The 16,309-nt window shown below is 45.5% G+C and carries 14 protein-coding genes; 3 read left to right on the top strand and 11 right to left on the bottom strand.

The window, feature by feature from the left end; genetic code table 11:
- Positions 1 to 248: 248 nt before the first annotated feature.
- The 3 genes from H5073_RS05755 to H5073_RS05745 all read right to left on the bottom strand — a co-directional run bounded on the left by H5073_RS05755 (position 249) and on the right by H5073_RS05745 (position 3,050).
- Complete coding sequence (locus H5073_RS05755; RefSeq protein ID WP_182677843.1) at positions 249 to 713, bottom strand: hypothetical protein; 465 nt, start codon at positions 711 to 713, stop codon at positions 249 to 251.
- Between the two features lie 150 nt (positions 714 to 863).
- A complete protein-coding gene (locus H5073_RS05750; RefSeq protein WP_182677841.1) occupies positions 864 to 1,529 on the bottom strand; it encodes a response regulator in 666 nt (221 codons plus the stop codon).
- Positions 1,530 to 1,562: 33 nt separating this feature from the next.
- The gene (locus H5073_RS05745; RefSeq protein ID WP_182677838.1) at positions 1,563 to 3,050 is read right to left on the bottom strand and encodes an ATP-binding protein; all 1,488 of its coding nucleotides are present in this window, start codon (positions 3,048 to 3,050) and stop codon (positions 1,563 to 1,565) included.
- Between the two features lie 282 nt (positions 3,051 to 3,332).
- Here H5073_RS05745 and H5073_RS05740 point away from each other — a divergent pair, with 282 nt between their 5' ends.
- A complete protein-coding gene (locus H5073_RS05740) occupies positions 3,333 to 4,319 on the top strand; it encodes a YHYH protein (protein ID WP_182677853.1) in 987 nt (328 codons plus the stop codon).
- A gap of 2 nt (positions 4,320 to 4,321) precedes the next feature.
- Entirely contained in the window at positions 4,322 to 4,852 is a 531-nt protein-coding gene (locus H5073_RS05735; protein WP_182677836.1) for a hypothetical protein, read from the top strand.
- 82 nt (positions 4,853 to 4,934) lie between these two features.
- Here H5073_RS05735 and H5073_RS05730 read toward each other — a convergent pair whose 3' ends face one another.
- The 3 genes from H5073_RS05730 to H5073_RS05720 all read right to left on the bottom strand — a co-directional run bounded on the left by H5073_RS05730 (position 4,935) and on the right by H5073_RS05720 (position 7,184).
- On the bottom strand, positions 4,935 to 5,255 hold the full coding sequence (locus H5073_RS05730; RefSeq protein WP_182677834.1) for a hypothetical protein: 321 nt from the start codon (positions 5,253 to 5,255) through the stop codon (positions 4,935 to 4,937).
- A gap of 24 nt (positions 5,256 to 5,279) precedes the next feature.
- Positions 5,280 to 5,684: a DUF1801 domain-containing protein gene (locus H5073_RS05725; protein ID WP_182677832.1), complete on the bottom strand. Its 405-nt coding sequence runs from the start codon at positions 5,682 to 5,684 to the stop codon at positions 5,280 to 5,282.
- A gap of 753 nt (positions 5,685 to 6,437) precedes the next feature.
- Positions 6,438 to 7,184: a class I SAM-dependent methyltransferase gene (locus tag H5073_RS05720; protein ID WP_182677830.1), complete on the bottom strand. Its 747-nt coding sequence runs from the start codon at positions 7,182 to 7,184 to the stop codon at positions 6,438 to 6,440.
- Between the two features lie 184 nt (positions 7,185 to 7,368).
- Between H5073_RS05720 and H5073_RS05715 the strand changes: the two genes are divergently transcribed.
- Positions 7,369 to 8,211 (top strand): 23S rRNA (adenine(2030)-N(6))-methyltransferase RlmJ, encoded by an 843-nt coding sequence (locus tag H5073_RS05715; protein ID WP_182677828.1) that lies wholly within the window; start codon positions 7,369 to 7,371, stop codon positions 8,209 to 8,211.
- An 88-nt stretch (positions 8,212 to 8,299) separates the two neighbouring features.
- Here H5073_RS05715 and H5073_RS05710 read toward each other — a convergent pair whose 3' ends face one another.
- From H5073_RS05710 to H5073_RS05690, 5 genes are all read right to left on the bottom strand, one after another.
- On the bottom strand, positions 8,300 to 9,685 hold the full coding sequence (locus tag H5073_RS05710) for a M28 family metallopeptidase (RefSeq protein WP_259394829.1): 1,386 nt from the start codon (positions 9,683 to 9,685) through the stop codon (positions 8,300 to 8,302).
- Between the two features lie 16 nt (positions 9,686 to 9,701).
- Positions 9,702 to 10,358 (bottom strand): lytic transglycosylase domain-containing protein, encoded by a 657-nt coding sequence (locus H5073_RS05705; protein ID WP_404948377.1) that lies wholly within the window; start codon positions 10,356 to 10,358, stop codon positions 9,702 to 9,704.
- 366 nt (positions 10,359 to 10,724) lie between these two features.
- On the bottom strand, positions 10,725 to 11,255 hold the full coding sequence (locus H5073_RS05700; protein WP_182677824.1) for a LemA family protein: 531 nt from the start codon (positions 11,253 to 11,255) through the stop codon (positions 10,725 to 10,727).
- Between the two features lie 437 nt (positions 11,256 to 11,692).
- Positions 11,693 to 14,824 carry an efflux RND transporter permease subunit gene (locus H5073_RS05695; protein ID WP_182677821.1) on the bottom strand — a complete coding sequence of 1,044 codons (3,132 nt, stop codon included), beginning with the start codon at positions 14,822 to 14,824 and terminating at the stop codon, positions 11,693 to 11,695.
- Between the two features lie 103 nt (positions 14,825 to 14,927).
- Positions 14,928 to 16,088 (bottom strand): efflux RND transporter periplasmic adaptor subunit, encoded by a 1,161-nt coding sequence (locus H5073_RS05690; RefSeq protein ID WP_182677819.1) that lies wholly within the window; start codon positions 16,086 to 16,088, stop codon positions 14,928 to 14,930.
- Between the last annotated feature and the right edge of the window lie 221 nt (positions 16,089 to 16,309).

Below are 16,309 nucleotides of genomic sequence, written 5' to 3'. Positions count from 1 at the left end.
GTTATGGCGGAAATGACCACTCGAGCATGGAAAATTAAGAGCACATGCGCGGCATGCAGCCATACCATGCGCTAGGCCAAAATTGTTCCCAACAATTTAAGGCACTTCCCACATCCATGTGGGTCAACGCGGAGAGCTTGCTCGAAGCTGGCCATGACAGGCGCTAAATGCGTAAAAAAGCCCGTAGCTAATGCTATGGGCTTTTTTCGTGGTGATTGAAATGCTCACTCGAACATGGAGTATGTCAGTTAAGCGCTGACATCAATCAATGATGACTGGCCTTCCATACCAAATTTTTCAAATGTTTGGTTAATTATCGATTGTTTATCTTCATCGCTAAGGGTTTTGTTGTCGTTGGCTGCAAGTTTCTCCTCCATTAGGGTGGCGAGAAAGTCGAGTATTGGACTTAAATCTTGGCTCTCTTGCTGAGGTGGTGGCGGTGGTGGTTTTCGCCCTGTTTTTTCTACGCCGGCCAAGTCACCGATATTTTTTGCATCAAACCCGAGCTCTGATATGGCAGAGCCTAGGGCTTTTCCTGGCTGGATCCCCGCTTGTGAGAAGGCCTCTGTAATGCTAATTGCATCCGATTCTGTTAGGTTTTCAGGATCAAACTGCGACAGAGTCTCTGTGATTAACGTTTGCTGTTCCTGTGTCAGGCTTTTTTCTGATCTTGGTGGCGGCATTGCTGTGGCTGAACTTATTGAACTAATCATGGCTTCACTCCATTGGATTGATGCCTTAAGTGAAATCCGTGAAATTGCATTACACGGCACTAATGGCACGACAAGGAGATACTAATAAGAGAGTGTGCAAAGAATGTGCAAAAAAATGCAATGTTTACATAAAACTCTAGCTAACAGCACTTATAGCAACAGGCGATACCCAGTGCCATATACCGATTGGATCCAGTCTTTACCTTCACTGATATCGGCAAGCTTCTTACGCAGTTTTTTAATGTGACTGTCTATGGTTCTGTAATTCACAATACGATGATCTGAATACATGTTTTGCATCAGTTGTTCTCGGGTGAAAATACGTTCAGGTTTGGCAGCCAAAGGTTTAAGCAGCTGAAACTCAACTGCGGTCAGGCCCACTTCTTGTTGATGAAAACTGACTATAAACCTATGTTCATCCAGTTGCAGAGTATCGTCTTTATTTTCAATGATCTGTCCTCTTCGCAATACGGCTTTGACTCTGGCCACGACTTCGCGTGGGCTAAATGGTTTGCAAATGTAATCATCAGCCCCGAGTTCGAGTCCAAGTAAGCGGTCTATTTCTTCCACCTTAGCCGTGACCATTAATATTGGTATGTTGGAAAACTGACGGATCTCTTTGCATAAATCGATACCATTTTTACCGGGCAGCATGATGTCGAGCAAAATAGCTTGGGGTTGGTGAGCTTTAATCCAGGAGATCACCTCATCGCCATGATGAATGAGGTGCGGCTGGTAATCTGTCTGTTTAAAATAGTCGGCCAATAAATTAGCCAGTTTGATTTCATCTTCTACTATCAAAATTGATTGCGACATAGGCTGCTCTTTTTAATGTACCGGTGTTCGGGTTTAAATGATCTTAAGGCGGATGTGAATGGCCAGTCCGCCTAAAGAAGCCTTTTCAGCCCAAATTTCGCCTTGATGTGCAGCGACAATATGACGACAAATAGATAGCCCTAATCCCGATCCGCCTGTCTGACGATTGCGTGAATCATCGACGCGATACAGATGCTCAAATAAGTGCGCTAAGTGCTTGTCGTCTACGCCAATACCATTATCTTCAAAGCTGATTAACACTGTGTCGTGAGGGCTTACTTCTCGTTTTATAGTAAGTGTAAGCTCAGTGGCTGAAGAGTACTTAATTGCATTATTAATAATATTTTCAAATAGTTGATGCAGGCGAGTGATATCAGCATAGATAAGTATAGGATGCTGGCTTACTTCTGATTCAATGGCAGGCTGTACATTTAGTGTTATGCCAGCACTGGCTAAATAACTGCGATATTTATCCAGCTCACTAGCTAAAACTTGAGTTAGCTCTTCCTCTTGCTTGCGGTAATGCATGGCACCAATATCGGCACTGGTGAGTAAGTGTAGATCTTCGATAAGCCGTTGCAAATGTTTTACTTCGTCATGGGCTGAGGCCACATTAACCATAGTCAAAGGGCGCACCTCATCGATCATAGCTTCTAGTTCACCGCGCAAAATGGCCACTGGCGTACGCAGTTCATGAGAAATATTGGCTAACCAGCGTTTTCTGGTCGTTTCATTTGCTGCTAAGGTGATCGCCAGCTCATTGTAATCTCGACTTAATTGGCCAAATTCATCTTGGCGTTTCAAATCGACACTGTGTTGATAATCCCCTTGGGTTAATTTGTGCATTCCACGGGTGATGACCTTGATAGGCTCGACTAAGTGGCGAGCCAAGGGGCGGGTGATAAGCAGCACTAAGGCAATGGCTAACAATCCGATAAGCCAGAGATACTGCTGTTGTTGCTCAATAAATTCGACTTCATACCCTTGGGTTAAGCTATCCCGTTTTGATACAGCAAAATAACCTACAGTGATGCCATTAACATCGATAGCGCTCTTGCTGTAATTCAAATGATCAAGGTATTTACCGACAACTAATTCGCCATTTGCATCGAGGAGCGCATAGCGTGCTTGATGTTCTGGTGGCGGTAATCTTGCTGCTGGAGGCTTATCTCTTGGACCTTGCTGTAAAGCATGTGGCCCGTCTTTTGGTGGCCGCTCTCGAAGAGGTCTGCGCGGGGGCGGAAAATTGTGACGTCTAGGGGCAAACTCATCACCCTGCAATTGGGTTTCAATGAGTTGGCGAAATCTAGGATGGTGACCTGTCATCGCTTGCCAGCCGTGATCTTCTTTATATATCTGAGCAAGCTTTGTGACCACAGGTTTTAACGCTTCGACTTCTTTGGTGTTTACATAGTCAACCATGCCTTTACCTATGCTCCATTGCATAAGTAGCACTAACATAATCACTAGGATTAGGCTGAAACTAAATAGAATTAAAAACAGTTTATTATGAATTTTCATTTTTAAATCAATGGCTCCAAAGGCGAGATTGTCCAAATTAGTTGTGGGCTGAATTAATCTAATTCAGCATAGCAATACATTGTGTAAACAGTGTGCACAGTGCAACAGAAAGTGCTGCCTGACATTGATTTGGCGGGGCTGCAGTCCAAAAGGTAGCCAATAGGCATATTTCTTAATTGCTGCACAATTGTTGCACATTCTATGGGTAAGCTATATTTAGCAACGGGTCATAAGACCTTTTTTGTTATTCAGATGGCCCATACTGCACAGGAATAAAACATGATGAAACGCATACATGCATCTAATTATTCAACCCGCCAGCTTCTTCTTTGTCTATTAGTGACAGGTGCATTAGCAGGATGTGGTGGCGGAGGTGATAGCGCTGAGACCTCAGTTGAGGCGCCGGTAGGAACCGGGGCTGGTACGGGGGAAACGACAACTGCAGGCACCACAGCAGGGGTATTGTGTGACTACTTTAATGATACCTACAATAACTCAGCTTCGGTAGATGCATACAGTACCGCCCAGTGGAGTTGTACCGATACGAGCCGCGAACTCAGTGCAAATGGATTACCTGATCATGAGGTGGGCACATTTCCCAATGCCCATAACCCTAATGCTATTTCAGGTCAGTCTGTATCGGCAAGTTTAGCCCTTGCTCCTACGCAAACGTCGACGGTTAGATCTTTAGGTGGGCCAAGGGGCGCCACTGGCTATGTGCTCAATGGTGTCAAAATTGATGCCGATACTGCCGGCAGCTGTGATGATTCAGGTGCAGTTTGCAGCTTGAGTGATAACAGTGGTGGTTGGAGCATAGAGGCCCTAGGGCAGACCAGTTTTAACTTCGGCACTGATGATAATAACGCCCATGTTCAACCTGGCGGCAGTTATCATTATCACGGCATGCCAGAGGGTTTTATCACGAAACGGGGCGGTAGCAGTACCACCATGACGCTGATTGGCTGGGCGGCAGATGGCTTTCCTATTTATGCTCGTTACGGTTATAGCCAAGCCGATGATGCAAGCTCAGCATTAAAATCCATGACAGGTAGCTATCAGCTTGTTAGCGCTATCAGTGCCTCAAGACCTTCAACGGATACCTATCCTTTAGGCACCTTTAAGCAAGATTGGGTCTATGTGGCGAGTTCTGGTGATTTAGATGAGTGTAACGGCAGAATAGGCGTCACTCCTGAGTTTCCACAAGGGATATATCATTATTATGCGACAGACAGCTACCCATTTTTCCAGCGCTGCGTTAAAGGGGAATAAGCATGTCGTCACGCTATAAAACCTTGTCAACGGCACTATTGGTCAGCTTCTTGAGCCTATTTGTACCATCCACAGCCACTGCGCACCTAATGGTAGCTCAGCATGGCACCCTTAACATCGTCAATAATGATGTATTTATGGTGCTATCCCTTCCCTTGAGTGCCTTCGAGGGGCTAGACACCAATTTAGATGGCGAAGTATCAATGATTGAGTTTAATCATCAGCGAGCTGGCATCATTCAAACGATTAGGCAGCAGATCAGCTTAATGGATCAGGATGGCAAGCGAGAACTACAGGGGCTAATTATGTCGCCGCAGCTCTATGACGGCCATCATGGTAGTGAAGGACTGCCTCAACTGACTGTAATGGGGAAATTCACTTTACAGGGGATAAAAGGCACGCTGGATTTTCATCTTGGCTTATACGGCAGTAGCCCAGAGGAGCAACAGATGCAGATAACTGTCACTTCAGGCACTAAAAAGCAGCAGGTAGAATTAACGGCTCTTTCACCTAAGATGTCGATATTGCTTTAATTTTTGAGTCACTGGCGGTTAATGTGGCATTAGCCGCCAGCTTGTACGATTCAGGGATAGAGTGTCATCATTCTACGTGAGTTTAGATAACCCAAGCGGCAATCATTCCTAGGGTAAAGATGGTAAAGCCGACCGTGACTAAAATTTTTTCTACTTTTAATAAACGCGCTAAATAGGGATCATTTTGCTTTGACAAAAAGCCAAACTTTAACGAATCGTTCAGATACACCCTGCGAACTTGTTTCAAATCCCTCATGCTCATCTTCATTCTATTACTCGATGCCTTGTGCCATTCCAATGGATAAGTATCTTGAATATACAGCACTAAACTAAGCGTGTTTCTATTTAAAAAGTAATAGATTGGCAAAGATAACAGCAGTGAAATTATTATCGGGTCGTTCATGTTTTATATCCTTGTTATGTTTTTCTAGACAACCAAAAGTGGCAAGTGCTTTATGTTTCGATAGGTCAGGGCTAAGGTGATGCAGTGCTTTAACTGCAGTTCAGGAAAAGGCCCGTTAATAGTGAGTATGATGGCGCGATTGCCTTCGAAGACTAAGGTGTCAGAGTATAATTCACGAAAGGTATCCACCAACTTAGTTTGGCAATGGAAAAAGAGGCAATAGTGTTCTGGGCTTGCAGCCTTGCAGTCCATGCGAATAGGACTGCCAGTCTTAACGCTATAGCTAGGTTCACCCCATTTAAGGTTCTCAGTAATGTCACCCAACTCAAGTTCCTGAACTACTTGTAATATGAGTTCCCTAAGCCGCATCAGCGAAGGTCGAACATCCTTTGAATAGCCAGCAAATTTATCTTGAACATCCTTTTCCATGGTCAAGCCTCCTATTTAACATTTCACCATGACTGGCACTGACATAGTTCGCTTCGGCATCCTACATTCGAAACAAGAGTTAGAAGTTTGTCTCGCGTATCTCGTTGTGAAGTGGCATACCTCCAGCCTTACAATTAACATAACATAACCACATAATTTAATTGTGAATTTTTTGATTGCGCGCTGGGTGAGACCGTCATCAGTGATTAAAACTAGATAATGGATATCAAATCAAGCAACCGTCAAGCAAATTAACTCCAGTGAGGATTATAAAGCGAGTACGGGATCGCTAAGTGTCCCGCATACAGGCTTACCATGGCCCATTTCTTTCATAAAAAGTCTCACCGACACGCTGTAAACCCGTCCATGGGATGTACGGTCGACTCGTAAATTGCCGTGGTTCACCTTTTTAGTTTTCGGTGCCATAAGAGGGGGTTGGGCTAAATGGCTCGAGTGCATGTGCTGCAGGGATGCTGCGCTTGAGCCCGTAGGGATCTTCTTACCGGTAAGAATACGGCGTCACTCGGGACATTAGCTCAATGGCCGAGATCATATATCGTATTTTGAATACTATCCTGCACGCTGTTGCACTTCATTAAATCTGTCTTGTCGAGCTATTCTAAATGGTGGCTCAGATGCCAATGGCTGAGTTAACCTGACTGCCTAACGTATTGCCAAAGCTAACTTTTTATTCTTTATTGTAATAATCTGCTAGCTTAAAGGAATAAAATCAATCCACCTTGTATATACAAGCTATTTCATCGCTGCTTTTACATATACGTCGAATCTGTTTTTCTTGGTCTCTATGACCATGGACGGCTTGATGCCATCTAAGTCTTCGGCGTAGTCGGGGCGTTTGACGACCACACGTTTGGCGGCCAAGGCCATGGCGGGGGTGAGCAGGCCATCGGCATCGAGATCGGCGCCGACTAATGATTGAAACACCCGCATTTCTTTTTTCACTAATGCCGACTTGTCCCTGTGGGGATACATGGGATCTAAGTAGACCACATCCACAGCGTCGGTGATTTTTGCCAGCGCTTCTAAGCTTGAGCCTGGAAACAAACTCATGCGCTCACTCATCCAAGCACCAATCTCGCTGTCATCGTAGGCGCGGCGTAGGCCATCTTCTAATAGCGCTGCAACCACAGGGTGACGCTCAACCATGATGACTTTGCAACCTAGGCTTGCGAGCACGAAGGCATCTCGTCCAAGACCTGCGGTGCCATCAACAACGGTGGGAGTTACCCCTTGCTTTAGGCCGACTGCTTTGGCAATGGATTGACCGCGTCCACCCCCAAATTTACGCCTGTGTGCGACGGCGCCACTGATAAAATCCACCACTATGCCATCGAGCTTAGGCTCGTCTCGCTTATGCAAACTCAGCTGGTTTTGCTCGAAGCGTAATTCGAACTCAGCCTCTTTATCGAACTCGAGTTGCCAGCGCTGACTGATGTCGACGAGCGTAGGGTATTGCTGATTAAAAAATATGCGCGTCACGATCTTCTGCTATGCCAATAATGATTGCGGCTATTATGCCAAAAGCCCTTTGCTGTGAACACCTATACCTGATGGACGTTAAAATTCATACCCAAGCAAGCTCAAGATGCTGAAACTCGTATCTTGAGGCTGCTTGGGTTTATAATATGGCCATTATCCTTTTATTCTCTGGAATCTCCCCCCGATGCTAAGTTACCGCCACGGTTATCATGCTGGCAATTATGCCGATGTGCTCAAGCACGCCATCTTGTTACAAGTGCTTAAAGCCATGCACAAAAAAGATAAAGCCTTTGCGTATGTGGATACCCATGCTGGCGCGGGCGCGTATTCATTGGAAGATGAGTTTGCCCAAAAAACCGGTGAATATCTCGATGGTGTGGCTAAATTATGGGATAAAACAGACCTGCCGTTAGCATTGCAAGATTATGTTAATGCGGTAAAAACCTTTAATGCCGAGCACGATGAGTTAACGCTATATCCGGGTTCTCCGGCTTTTGTTGATAGCGAGCTTAGGCCGCAAGATCGCATGGTGCTGCATGAGCTGCACGGCACAGATCATGAGCTATTGAGTGATTACTTTGCCAAAGACAGACAAGTGAAAGTGATTAAGGGTGATGGTTTAGCGGGCTTAATTGCTGCCGTGCCGCCACTTGAGCGCCGCGGTGTGGTGTTAATTGACCCCAGTTTTGAAATTAAAACAGATTATCAAGACGTGGCCGATGCCATCATTAAGGCCCATAAGCGCTTCGCGACCGGCGTATTTATGCTCTGGTACCCCGTGGTCGATAGGGCGCAGACAGAAGCTATGCTGAGTAAGCTTAAAAATAGCGGTATCACTAAGCAGTTACGCCTTGAGCAAGGCATTAAGGCTGATTCCAATGAATTTGGTATGACAGCAGCGGGTCTTTGGATCATCAATCCACCTTGGCAACTGGATGAGCTGGCTAAAGATAGCCTAGATTACTTAGCTAAAACACTTGGCGGCAGCGATGGCCATGTGACGGTGAAATGGGAAGTGGGCGAATAACTGATAGGGGGAGCTAACCTGCGTTAGTCGCCCCCACATTTGCGCTATCTAGCGCTGAGCCCTTTAATCCCCTATTCTAAAAAGGGGATTAAAACGCGCCGGTTGCCCCTGGGAATACCACTGGGCTGGTGTTACCGTCAGCGCTGACACTGGCAACGCCAAACAGGTAATTGTCGATAACCATATTCTTTAAGGTGAATTGATCTAACTTGCCCACATAACGACTATGTGTCCACTCAGATGCCGTAGTTTTACGCCAATAAACCCTATAGCCCACCAAAGCCTTATCGTCATTATTGACTGTCCACTTGAGCACAGTATCGGCGCTGACTTCACCGCTTATGCTCACGTTTTTTGGCGGCGCAGGTGCCCAAGCCATAGCGGCTAAGCTAATGGCATTAAGGGCTGTAAGCTTAGCGTTAAAAGCAAAGTCGACCCCTTCAATCACATCCCCGTAAGCAATGCCATTCTCGGTGCGGATATCTTGATGCTGTCTGTGGTAATGCTCGTTGGTTTCCATCACGCGCACCGCGGCAAGCCCCGCTTTATTAAAAGGCAGGTGATGACCACCGCGGCCAAATCTGTCTAAGCGGTTGATCAATTGCACATCGAGGTTGGTCATGTACTGGTCTGCCAAGGTTTTGATTTTTCTGGCTAAGTTTCTTGAAGCCGAATCATTCTCGCCACCACTAAAATAACGTGATTTTGCTTCATCAGGGGTTTCGGCGATGCGCACCCCTTCGGAAAATACTCGCACGCTGTGGTTATCGATAACCCCGTTAATGCCGACGATATTGCCTATCATGTCGTTATTGAGCACGGCTTGGATCTGTAAACCTTGGACTTTGGCATGATTAATTAAAATATCGCCGCCATAGAGACCTTGCTCCTCACCTGACAGTGCGCCATAGATAATCGTGCCCGCGAATTGATATTGGGATAGCACTCTTGCCGCCTCTAACGTACCCGCAACCCCTGAGGCGTTGTCGTTAGCGCCAGGAGACACTGAGCTTGCATCCATCACATCACTCACTCGCGAATCTATATCACCACTCATCAGCACCACGCGATTGGGATCCGTTAGGCCCCGCTGTATAGCAATCACATTCACCACTTCTGTTGGGTTAGGGATACGCTTGCCTGATACAGTTTCAGCAAGTGTGACCACTTCTAAACAGCCATTACATTTGGCCGAAATACGCTGGAATTCAGTTTCAATCCAGCGCCTAGCAGCCCCTATCCCTTGGGCGTTGGAGTCAGTTTTTGACAAGGTATGACGGGTGCCAAATCCCACTAAGGTCTTGATATCTTGTTCGATTCGCTCGGCATTTGGGGTACTTGCTATCGTGTACAACCGCATGTCCTCTTGGGAAGGGGCCGGTTCGGCGGCCACTGAAACAGGGGGAAAGGCGATAGCTAAAAGTGCCATGGTCTGGCTTGCTAGCATTAGGTTTGTTATTTTTATTGTTTTCATAAGGCTCTCTTCATCGCTAACTGGCTGAGGCATTGCGGTAGCGCTGCAATAAAATTTTGACCCGTTTTACATAGGCTTGAGTTTCGGGGTAAGGCGGTATACCGCGATACTGAGCCACTGTCGTGGGCCCGGCATTATAGGCAGCGCAGGCAAGTTCGATATCACCGTTAAATTGTTTGAGCATTTGCGCCAAATAGCGGCTGCCCCCTAAAATATTTTGCTGGGCATTGAAGGGATTGAGCACCCCCATATCAGCCGCAGTCGTCGGCATCAGTTGCATTAACCCCATGGCGCCAGCTTTTGATCGCGCATAGGCATCGAAGGCTGATTCTGCGTGGATAACAGCTCGAATAAGGGCAGGCTCTAAGCGATAAGTCTTAGCCGCACGCGCTACAGAGTGGCTGTAATCTAAGGAAAATAACGGGATTGTATGCCAATCTAAGTTGGAGTCTAACCGACAGGCGAAGCACTCAAACAGTAGAATTTGATACTCACCACCTCTAGGGGGCTCATCACTAAAAGCAGCGCTACCATTCAGTTTCTGGTAGTGATAAACCTTATCCTTGGCTAAGGTAAGTTGATCAGAGGTGCCTTGAGCCGAATAACGAGCAATAATTTTAGGCTTAGCAGCACTGGTATTAATAGTTTGTTTCAGCTGAGGTTTCAGGGTGATATGGTACTTAGGTTTGAGGATATGGCTGGTGGCTTCGCTTGAACTGAGCTCAGCATGGATACTGCGAGTCGTTCGTTTTTTGAGAGGAGAAAACTCATTACTTTTAGCTACCAAGTTGGCTGGTTTTGCTGCAAATAATGCCCAGCTAAGATGACTTGTAGGCAATGACATTAACCAACTGGGCTGAGGTATCTCCGTTTGGCTTGAGTGGAGCTTAGCCTGTAAATCAGCCTGTAAACCTGCTTGTAAATCATTGCAGATACTAAGAAAAAACAATAAAGCTAATAGGTACAAACCAAATAATTTGGGTGGCTGTACCATAAACATATCCTCCTAGCAGAATTTTACAATAAGCAGTTGACCTATTTAGTCTTCACTATGGCTTGCCAGCTCTTGTTGAAAACAAGGCATGACTTTAATGTGTGTCAAATTGGCAATAATCGAACCAGGAAATGAAGTAACACCAAGATTAAGCTCATCAACCGCATGATTATAAAAACGTTGTGCCGTAAGGCAGTTTTCTTTTAGCTCAGTATAGCTTTCTAGCCAACTATCGTTAGGGTCTAGGTGATTAAATGATGCAACCAACTCGGTAAGCAAGATGTCTACGCTTAACCAACTTTCTAAGAATGAGGCAATATTTGACGCATCAGGTTGCCATTGGTAACTGGCTTGCAGGGCATCAAGCTTTGCTAATAGGGCTTGTTGTTCTTGTTGGTGCTCACGCTGGCTCTTAAGGCTGTCGGCATATTCATGAACTAATGCAGTTCTTTGAGCCAATTTATCATTAATCGTCCCTAGAGCCTCTAATGCTAATTGACGCTTCCTCACTAACCCTGCATACCAGAGGTAACTTAAAATGATGATAAGACTGGAACCGAGCACTAACCCTAGCATGTGAACTTCCTTTTTTATTATTTCGCTCATCATACTCACAAATGCGGTTAAATTTCATCTTATATCCGCTAAATTGTCGCGATTCTGCAATAAAGCCATCACAAAGGTGATTGTTGATGTGACCAAACATTACTTTTACAGGGTTTAAGTCTGATTTCAGGCTAACTTACGATAATGTTAATTATTTTTACTGGGCAGTATTAGCGCTAGGCTTGAGTGTTGTATAAATAAAGCTTTACTGCCTAATAAAGCTGGCGGTGCTTTTTTATACCATTTATGAATTAACTTCGCCATGAATGCCAAAAATGCGTCACAAAATAGGCTAAAATTTACCTTTAATGATCAATTTGGGCTTAAAGGTAAAAAACCCAGCATTAGCTGGGTTTTTATTCACAATTAGCCAGAGGCTAAGTACTGTTATCCTAGGTTATCCTAGGTTATCCTAGGTTATCTTCGGCTTGAGTTTTCTTTTTACTGTTGAAGATACGCTCCACCAATACAAAGAATAACGGCACAAAGAAAATACCTAAGAAAGTCGATGTCACCATGCCGCCCAGTACACCAGTACCGATAGCATTTTGGCTGCCAGAACCAACACCTGTGCTGATAGCTAAGGGTAAAACCCCCAAGCCAAAGGCCAGCGAAGTCATTAGAATAGGGCGTAAACGCACCTTGACGGCATGCAAGGTAGACTCAACTAATCCTGCTCCTTGTTCATAATATTCTTTGGCAAATTCGACAATTAAGATGGCATTCTTAGTCGCTAGTCCTACGGTGGTTAATAGGCCCACTTGGAAGAACACATCGTTAGACAAACCGCGCATATTCATGGCAATCAAGGCGCCGATGATCCCAAGTGGCACCACCAAAATCACAGCTAAGGGCACGGTCCAACTTTCATAGAGTGCCGCTAGCACCAAGAACACCACTAAGATAGACAATGCATACAAGGCAGGGGCTTGATTGCCTGACAGCCGCTCCTCATAGGACATTCCATTCCATTCAATGCCAAAACCTGGTGGTAATTTAGCGACCATGTTTTCAATAGCTGTCATGGCATCACCTGTGCTGACGCCAGCTGCGGTTGCACCTTGAATATTGACAGCCGACAGACCATTAAAGCGCTGTAGTTGCGGTGAACCAAACTCCCATTTTCCAGTAGCGAATGCTGAAAATGGCACCATATCGCCTTGGGTGTTACGCACATACCAAGTATCAAGATCGGCAGTCTGCATGCGGTATTTAGCATCGCCTTGAACATAGACCTTTTTCACCCGACCACGATCAATAAAGTCATTAACGTAGTCACCGCCCCAAGCCGTACCCAATACGCTATTTACATTGTTAATATCAATGCCTAGTGCTCGCAACTTAGCGTGGTCGATATCGATTTGATACATGGGGGCATCTTCTTGACCATTAGGGCGTACTCCGGTGAGTTTAGGATCTTGTGCTGCCATACCCAGCAATTGATTACGGGCCTCGATAAGCTTTTCATGGCCTTGGCCGCTTTTATCTTGCAGATAAAAATCAAAGCCATTGGAGGTACCGAGTTCAATAACTGCAGGTGGCGCGAAGGCAAACGCAAAGGCCTCCTTCATTTGCCATAAATAGCCCATAGAACGCCCCGCGAGTGAAGTGACATCTAATCCTGGCGCTTGACGTTCTGACCAATCCTTCAAACTAATAAAAGCGATCCCCATGTTTTGACCGCTACCGGCAAAACTAAAACCTGCCACGGTAAAGACTGAGTTCACCGCATCTTTCTCATCGTTTAGGTAATAGTCCGACACCTTATGCAGTACATCCACAGTGCTTTCTTGAGTTGAATTGGTGGGCAGTATGGTTTGGGCGAATAAAATCCCTTGGTCTTCATCGGGTAAGAAGGCCGTTGGCATACGTAGGAAAATCCAACCGACAGCGATAACTATACCTATGTAAATCATCATCACGCGGGCGCTGCGCTTGAGAATACTGGCAACGCTGCTCTGATAACTTGAAGTCATTTTATCAAAATTACGGTTAAACCAACCGAAAAAGCCTGTGTCTATATGAGTGTGACCTTTCTTGATAGGCTTTAACATGGTGGCACACAATGCCGGTGTTAATACCACTGCGACCAATACAGATAAAGCCATTGCCGACACAATGGTGATAGAAAACTGTTGATAAATAACCCCAGTTGAGCCAGACATAAAGGCCATTGGCACAAATACTGCCGACAAGGTCAAACCAATGCCTACTAAGGCGCCAGTAATTTGATCCATGGATTTTCGAGTCGCTTCTAAGGGACTTAAACCTTCCTCAGACATAATACGTTCGACGTTTTCTACCACCACAATGGCATCATCCACTAATAGACCTATGGCAAGCACCATGGCAAACATGGTTAAGGTATTAATGGAGAAACCTGCAAATGACAAGATAGCAAAGGTACCTAATAGCACGACAGGCACGGCAATGGTGGGAATCAATGTTGCTCTAAAGTTTTGTAAAAACAGATACATAATTACAAAAACCAACACTACAGCTTCCAGTAATGTACTTACTACACCAGAAATTGATTTTGATACAAACGGCGTAGTGTCATAGGGATAAACCACCGACATACCCTGAGGGAAATAAGGTGTCAGTTCGTCAATTTTAGTACGAATAGCAGCAGCGGTGTTTAAAGCATTAGCGCCTGTGGCTAAGGTAATACCAATACCCGCAGCAGGCTTGCCATTATAGAAAGAAACCACAGAATAGCTTTCAGCACCAAGCTCAACACGGGCAACATCTTCAAGGTAAACATTAGCGCCAGAAGTGCCGGACTTAACAATAATGCGCTTAAACTCTTCAGGGGTGGTCAGGCGGCTTTGAGCCGATACTGTGGCATTGAGCTGCTGGCCTGGTAAAGAAGGTGCGCCGCCTAATTGCCCTGCAGATACTTGTGCATTTTGCTCACGAATAGCGTTAATTACATCCACACTGGTGAGTTTGTATTGGGTTAATTTCAGTGGGTCAAGCCAGATGCGCATAGCGTACTGAGCACCAAACAATTCAATATTACCCACACCAGCCACTCGGCTCATGGGATCTTGAATATTAGCAGCCACGTAATCGGCAATATCGGTTTTATCTAAGGAGCCATCTTCAGACACAAAGCCCAACACCATTAGAAAGCCTGAGCTGGATTTACTGACATTAACCCCCTGGGCTTGAACTTCTTGTGGCAATAGCGGCATGGCCGATTGCAACTTATTCTGCACTTGCACTTGAGCGATATCAGCATCAGCTTCAGCGTTGAAGGTTAAGGTAATTTGCACATTACCAAAACTGTCACTGGTAGACGAGATATAACGCAGGTGATCAAGGCCTGTCATACGCTGCTCAATGACCTGGGTGACTGTGTCTTCCATGGTTTTGGCCGATGCGCCAGGGTAATTGGCTGCAATTACAACCGTTGGGGGCGCAATGCTCGGGTATTGGGATATGGGCAGATCTTTGATGGCTAAAATACCCGCCAACATGATGATCATTGCTATCACCCAAGCAAAAATGGGGCGATCGATAAAGAAACGAGCCATAATTTATGCCTACTTATTAAAAAATTATATTAATGATTTTTTTAACTTACTTATTTCCATCCATCACTTTATCACTAGGCTCTAACACTATGAGCCAGTGAAATTAGTGAGTGTCATTAGTCTCTTTGGCATCTGATAGCACCTGCGGCGAGACGCCAGCGCCTGGGCGGATTTTTTGTAAGCCTTCCACAATCAATTTATCGCCTGCCTGTAAACCTGAAGTGATACGCCATTGATTAGCAATGACTTCAGCTGTGGTAACTTCACGCATTTCGACTTTATTATTGGCATCCACCAACATGGCTACAGCTTTACCTTTACTGTTACGAGTAATGGCTCTTTGAGGCACTAAAATCGCTTCAGGATCGACACCGGTATTGAGTAGCGCACGCACATACATGCCTGGCAGTAATAAACCTTCTGGATTAGGAAATTCAGCGCGTAATGTAACTGAGCCAGTCGCCTCATCTACGCTTACTTCGGCGAAGCGTAATGTGCCTTTATGTTCATAAGTAGTGCCATCTTCTAGGACTAAAGTCACATCGGCATTAGCGCTTTGTTGCAGCACGCCTTGCTTGAACTTAGCTTTTAGGCGCAATAATTGAGCACTAGATTGAGCTATGTCAACATTGATGGGGTCGAGCTGTTGAATGGTTGCTAAGGTGTCACTTTGATTGGCGGTAACCAAGGCCCCTGCGGTAATGCTAGATTTACTGATGCGCCCTGAAATCGGCGCCTTCACTTGGGTGTATTGCAGACTAATATTGGCGGTATTAATAGCGGCTTGAGCGACAGTGACACGAGCCTGCGCTTCTTTAAAGGCGGCTTGGGCTTCATCAAAGTCTTGCTGGCTAATGGCCTTAGTTTTAACAAGTGCCTTAAAGCGGTTGGCTTTGGCTTTTGCCGACACTAAAGCAGCTTGTGCGCTGGCTAAATCCGCCTCAGCACTGATTAAAGCTGCGCGATAGGCGGCAGGATCTATTTGATACAAAGACTGACCCTTTACCACATCTGTGCCTTCAATAAAGCTGCGCTCAGTGATAATGCCCGACACTTGCGGCCTAACTTCGGCTTCTTTAAACGCGCGGCTGCGGCCAGGCAGCTCCACTTGGAGCTCTTGGACTTGAGTGCTGACATTCAATACGCCCACTGGTGTTGGTGGCGGTGCACCTTGGGGAGCCGCATCAGCGTCTCCACCTTGGCTACAGGCTGAGATCCAAATTGTAGCGCTGACAATGGCGGCTATCTTCAAGGTATTTCGCATACAAACTCCAGCTGAATTTAAAAATCGCATACCCATAACTTGCCGACTTTAACAACAGCAAGCTTAGGGCTTATTGTCTATTTATCCCACAGTGAAGCATATTCAACAACTGAAAATAAAAACAAAATTTGTAAATAAATAATAAGCTTAGTAGAGATGATGACGGAATGTTGGCAAGCTTAGTGTAATTAAAGCTAAAGATGACAGTTGTTAGCGAAATG

Source organism: Shewanella sp. SR44-3 (genome assembly GCF_014163735.1).
Classification (GTDB): domain Bacteria; phylum Pseudomonadota; class Gammaproteobacteria; order Enterobacterales; family Shewanellaceae; genus Shewanella.
Note: the sequence above shows the minus strand (reverse complement) of the source record. Positions and strands in the feature narration are given on the sequence as shown.

Excerpts from the sequence above, each read along its gene's own strand:
- H5073_RS05755 (WP_182677843.1), bottom strand. The coding sequence starts at position 713 with ATGATTAGTTCAATAAGTTCAGCCACAGCAATGCCGCCACCAAGATCA.
- H5073_RS05750 (WP_182677841.1), bottom strand. The coding sequence starts at position 1,529 with ATGTCGCAATCAATTTTGATAGTAGAAGATGAAATCAAACTGGCTAAT.
- H5073_RS05745 (WP_182677838.1), bottom strand. The coding sequence starts at position 3,050 with ATGAAAATTCATAATAAACTGTTTTTAATTCTATTTAGTTTCAGCCTA.
- H5073_RS05740 (WP_182677853.1), top strand. The coding sequence starts at position 3,333 with ATGAAACGCATACATGCATCTAATTATTCAACCCGCCAGCTTCTTCTT.
- H5073_RS05735 (WP_182677836.1), top strand. The coding sequence starts at position 4,322 with ATGTCGTCACGCTATAAAACCTTGTCAACGGCACTATTGGTCAGCTTC.
- H5073_RS05730 (WP_182677834.1), bottom strand. The coding sequence starts at position 5,255 with ATGAACGACCCGATAATAATTTCACTGCTGTTATCTTTGCCAATCTAT.
- H5073_RS05725 (WP_182677832.1), bottom strand. The coding sequence starts at position 5,684 with ATGGAAAAGGATGTTCAAGATAAATTTGCTGGCTATTCAAAGGATGTT.
- H5073_RS05715 (WP_182677828.1), top strand. The coding sequence starts at position 7,369 with ATGCTAAGTTACCGCCACGGTTATCATGCTGGCAATTATGCCGATGTG.
- H5073_RS05710 (WP_259394829.1), bottom strand. The coding sequence starts at position 9,685 with ATGAAAACAATAAAAATAACAAACCTAATGCTAGCAAGCCAGACCATG.
- H5073_RS05700 (WP_182677824.1), bottom strand. The coding sequence starts at position 11,255 with ATGCTAGGGTTAGTGCTCGGTTCCAGTCTTATCATCATTTTAAGTTAC.
- H5073_RS05695 (WP_182677821.1), bottom strand. The coding sequence starts at position 14,824 with ATGGCTCGTTTCTTTATCGATCGCCCCATTTTTGCTTGGGTGATAGCA.
- H5073_RS05690 (WP_182677819.1), bottom strand. The coding sequence starts at position 16,088 with ATGCGAAATACCTTGAAGATAGCCGCCATTGTCAGCGCTACAATTTGG.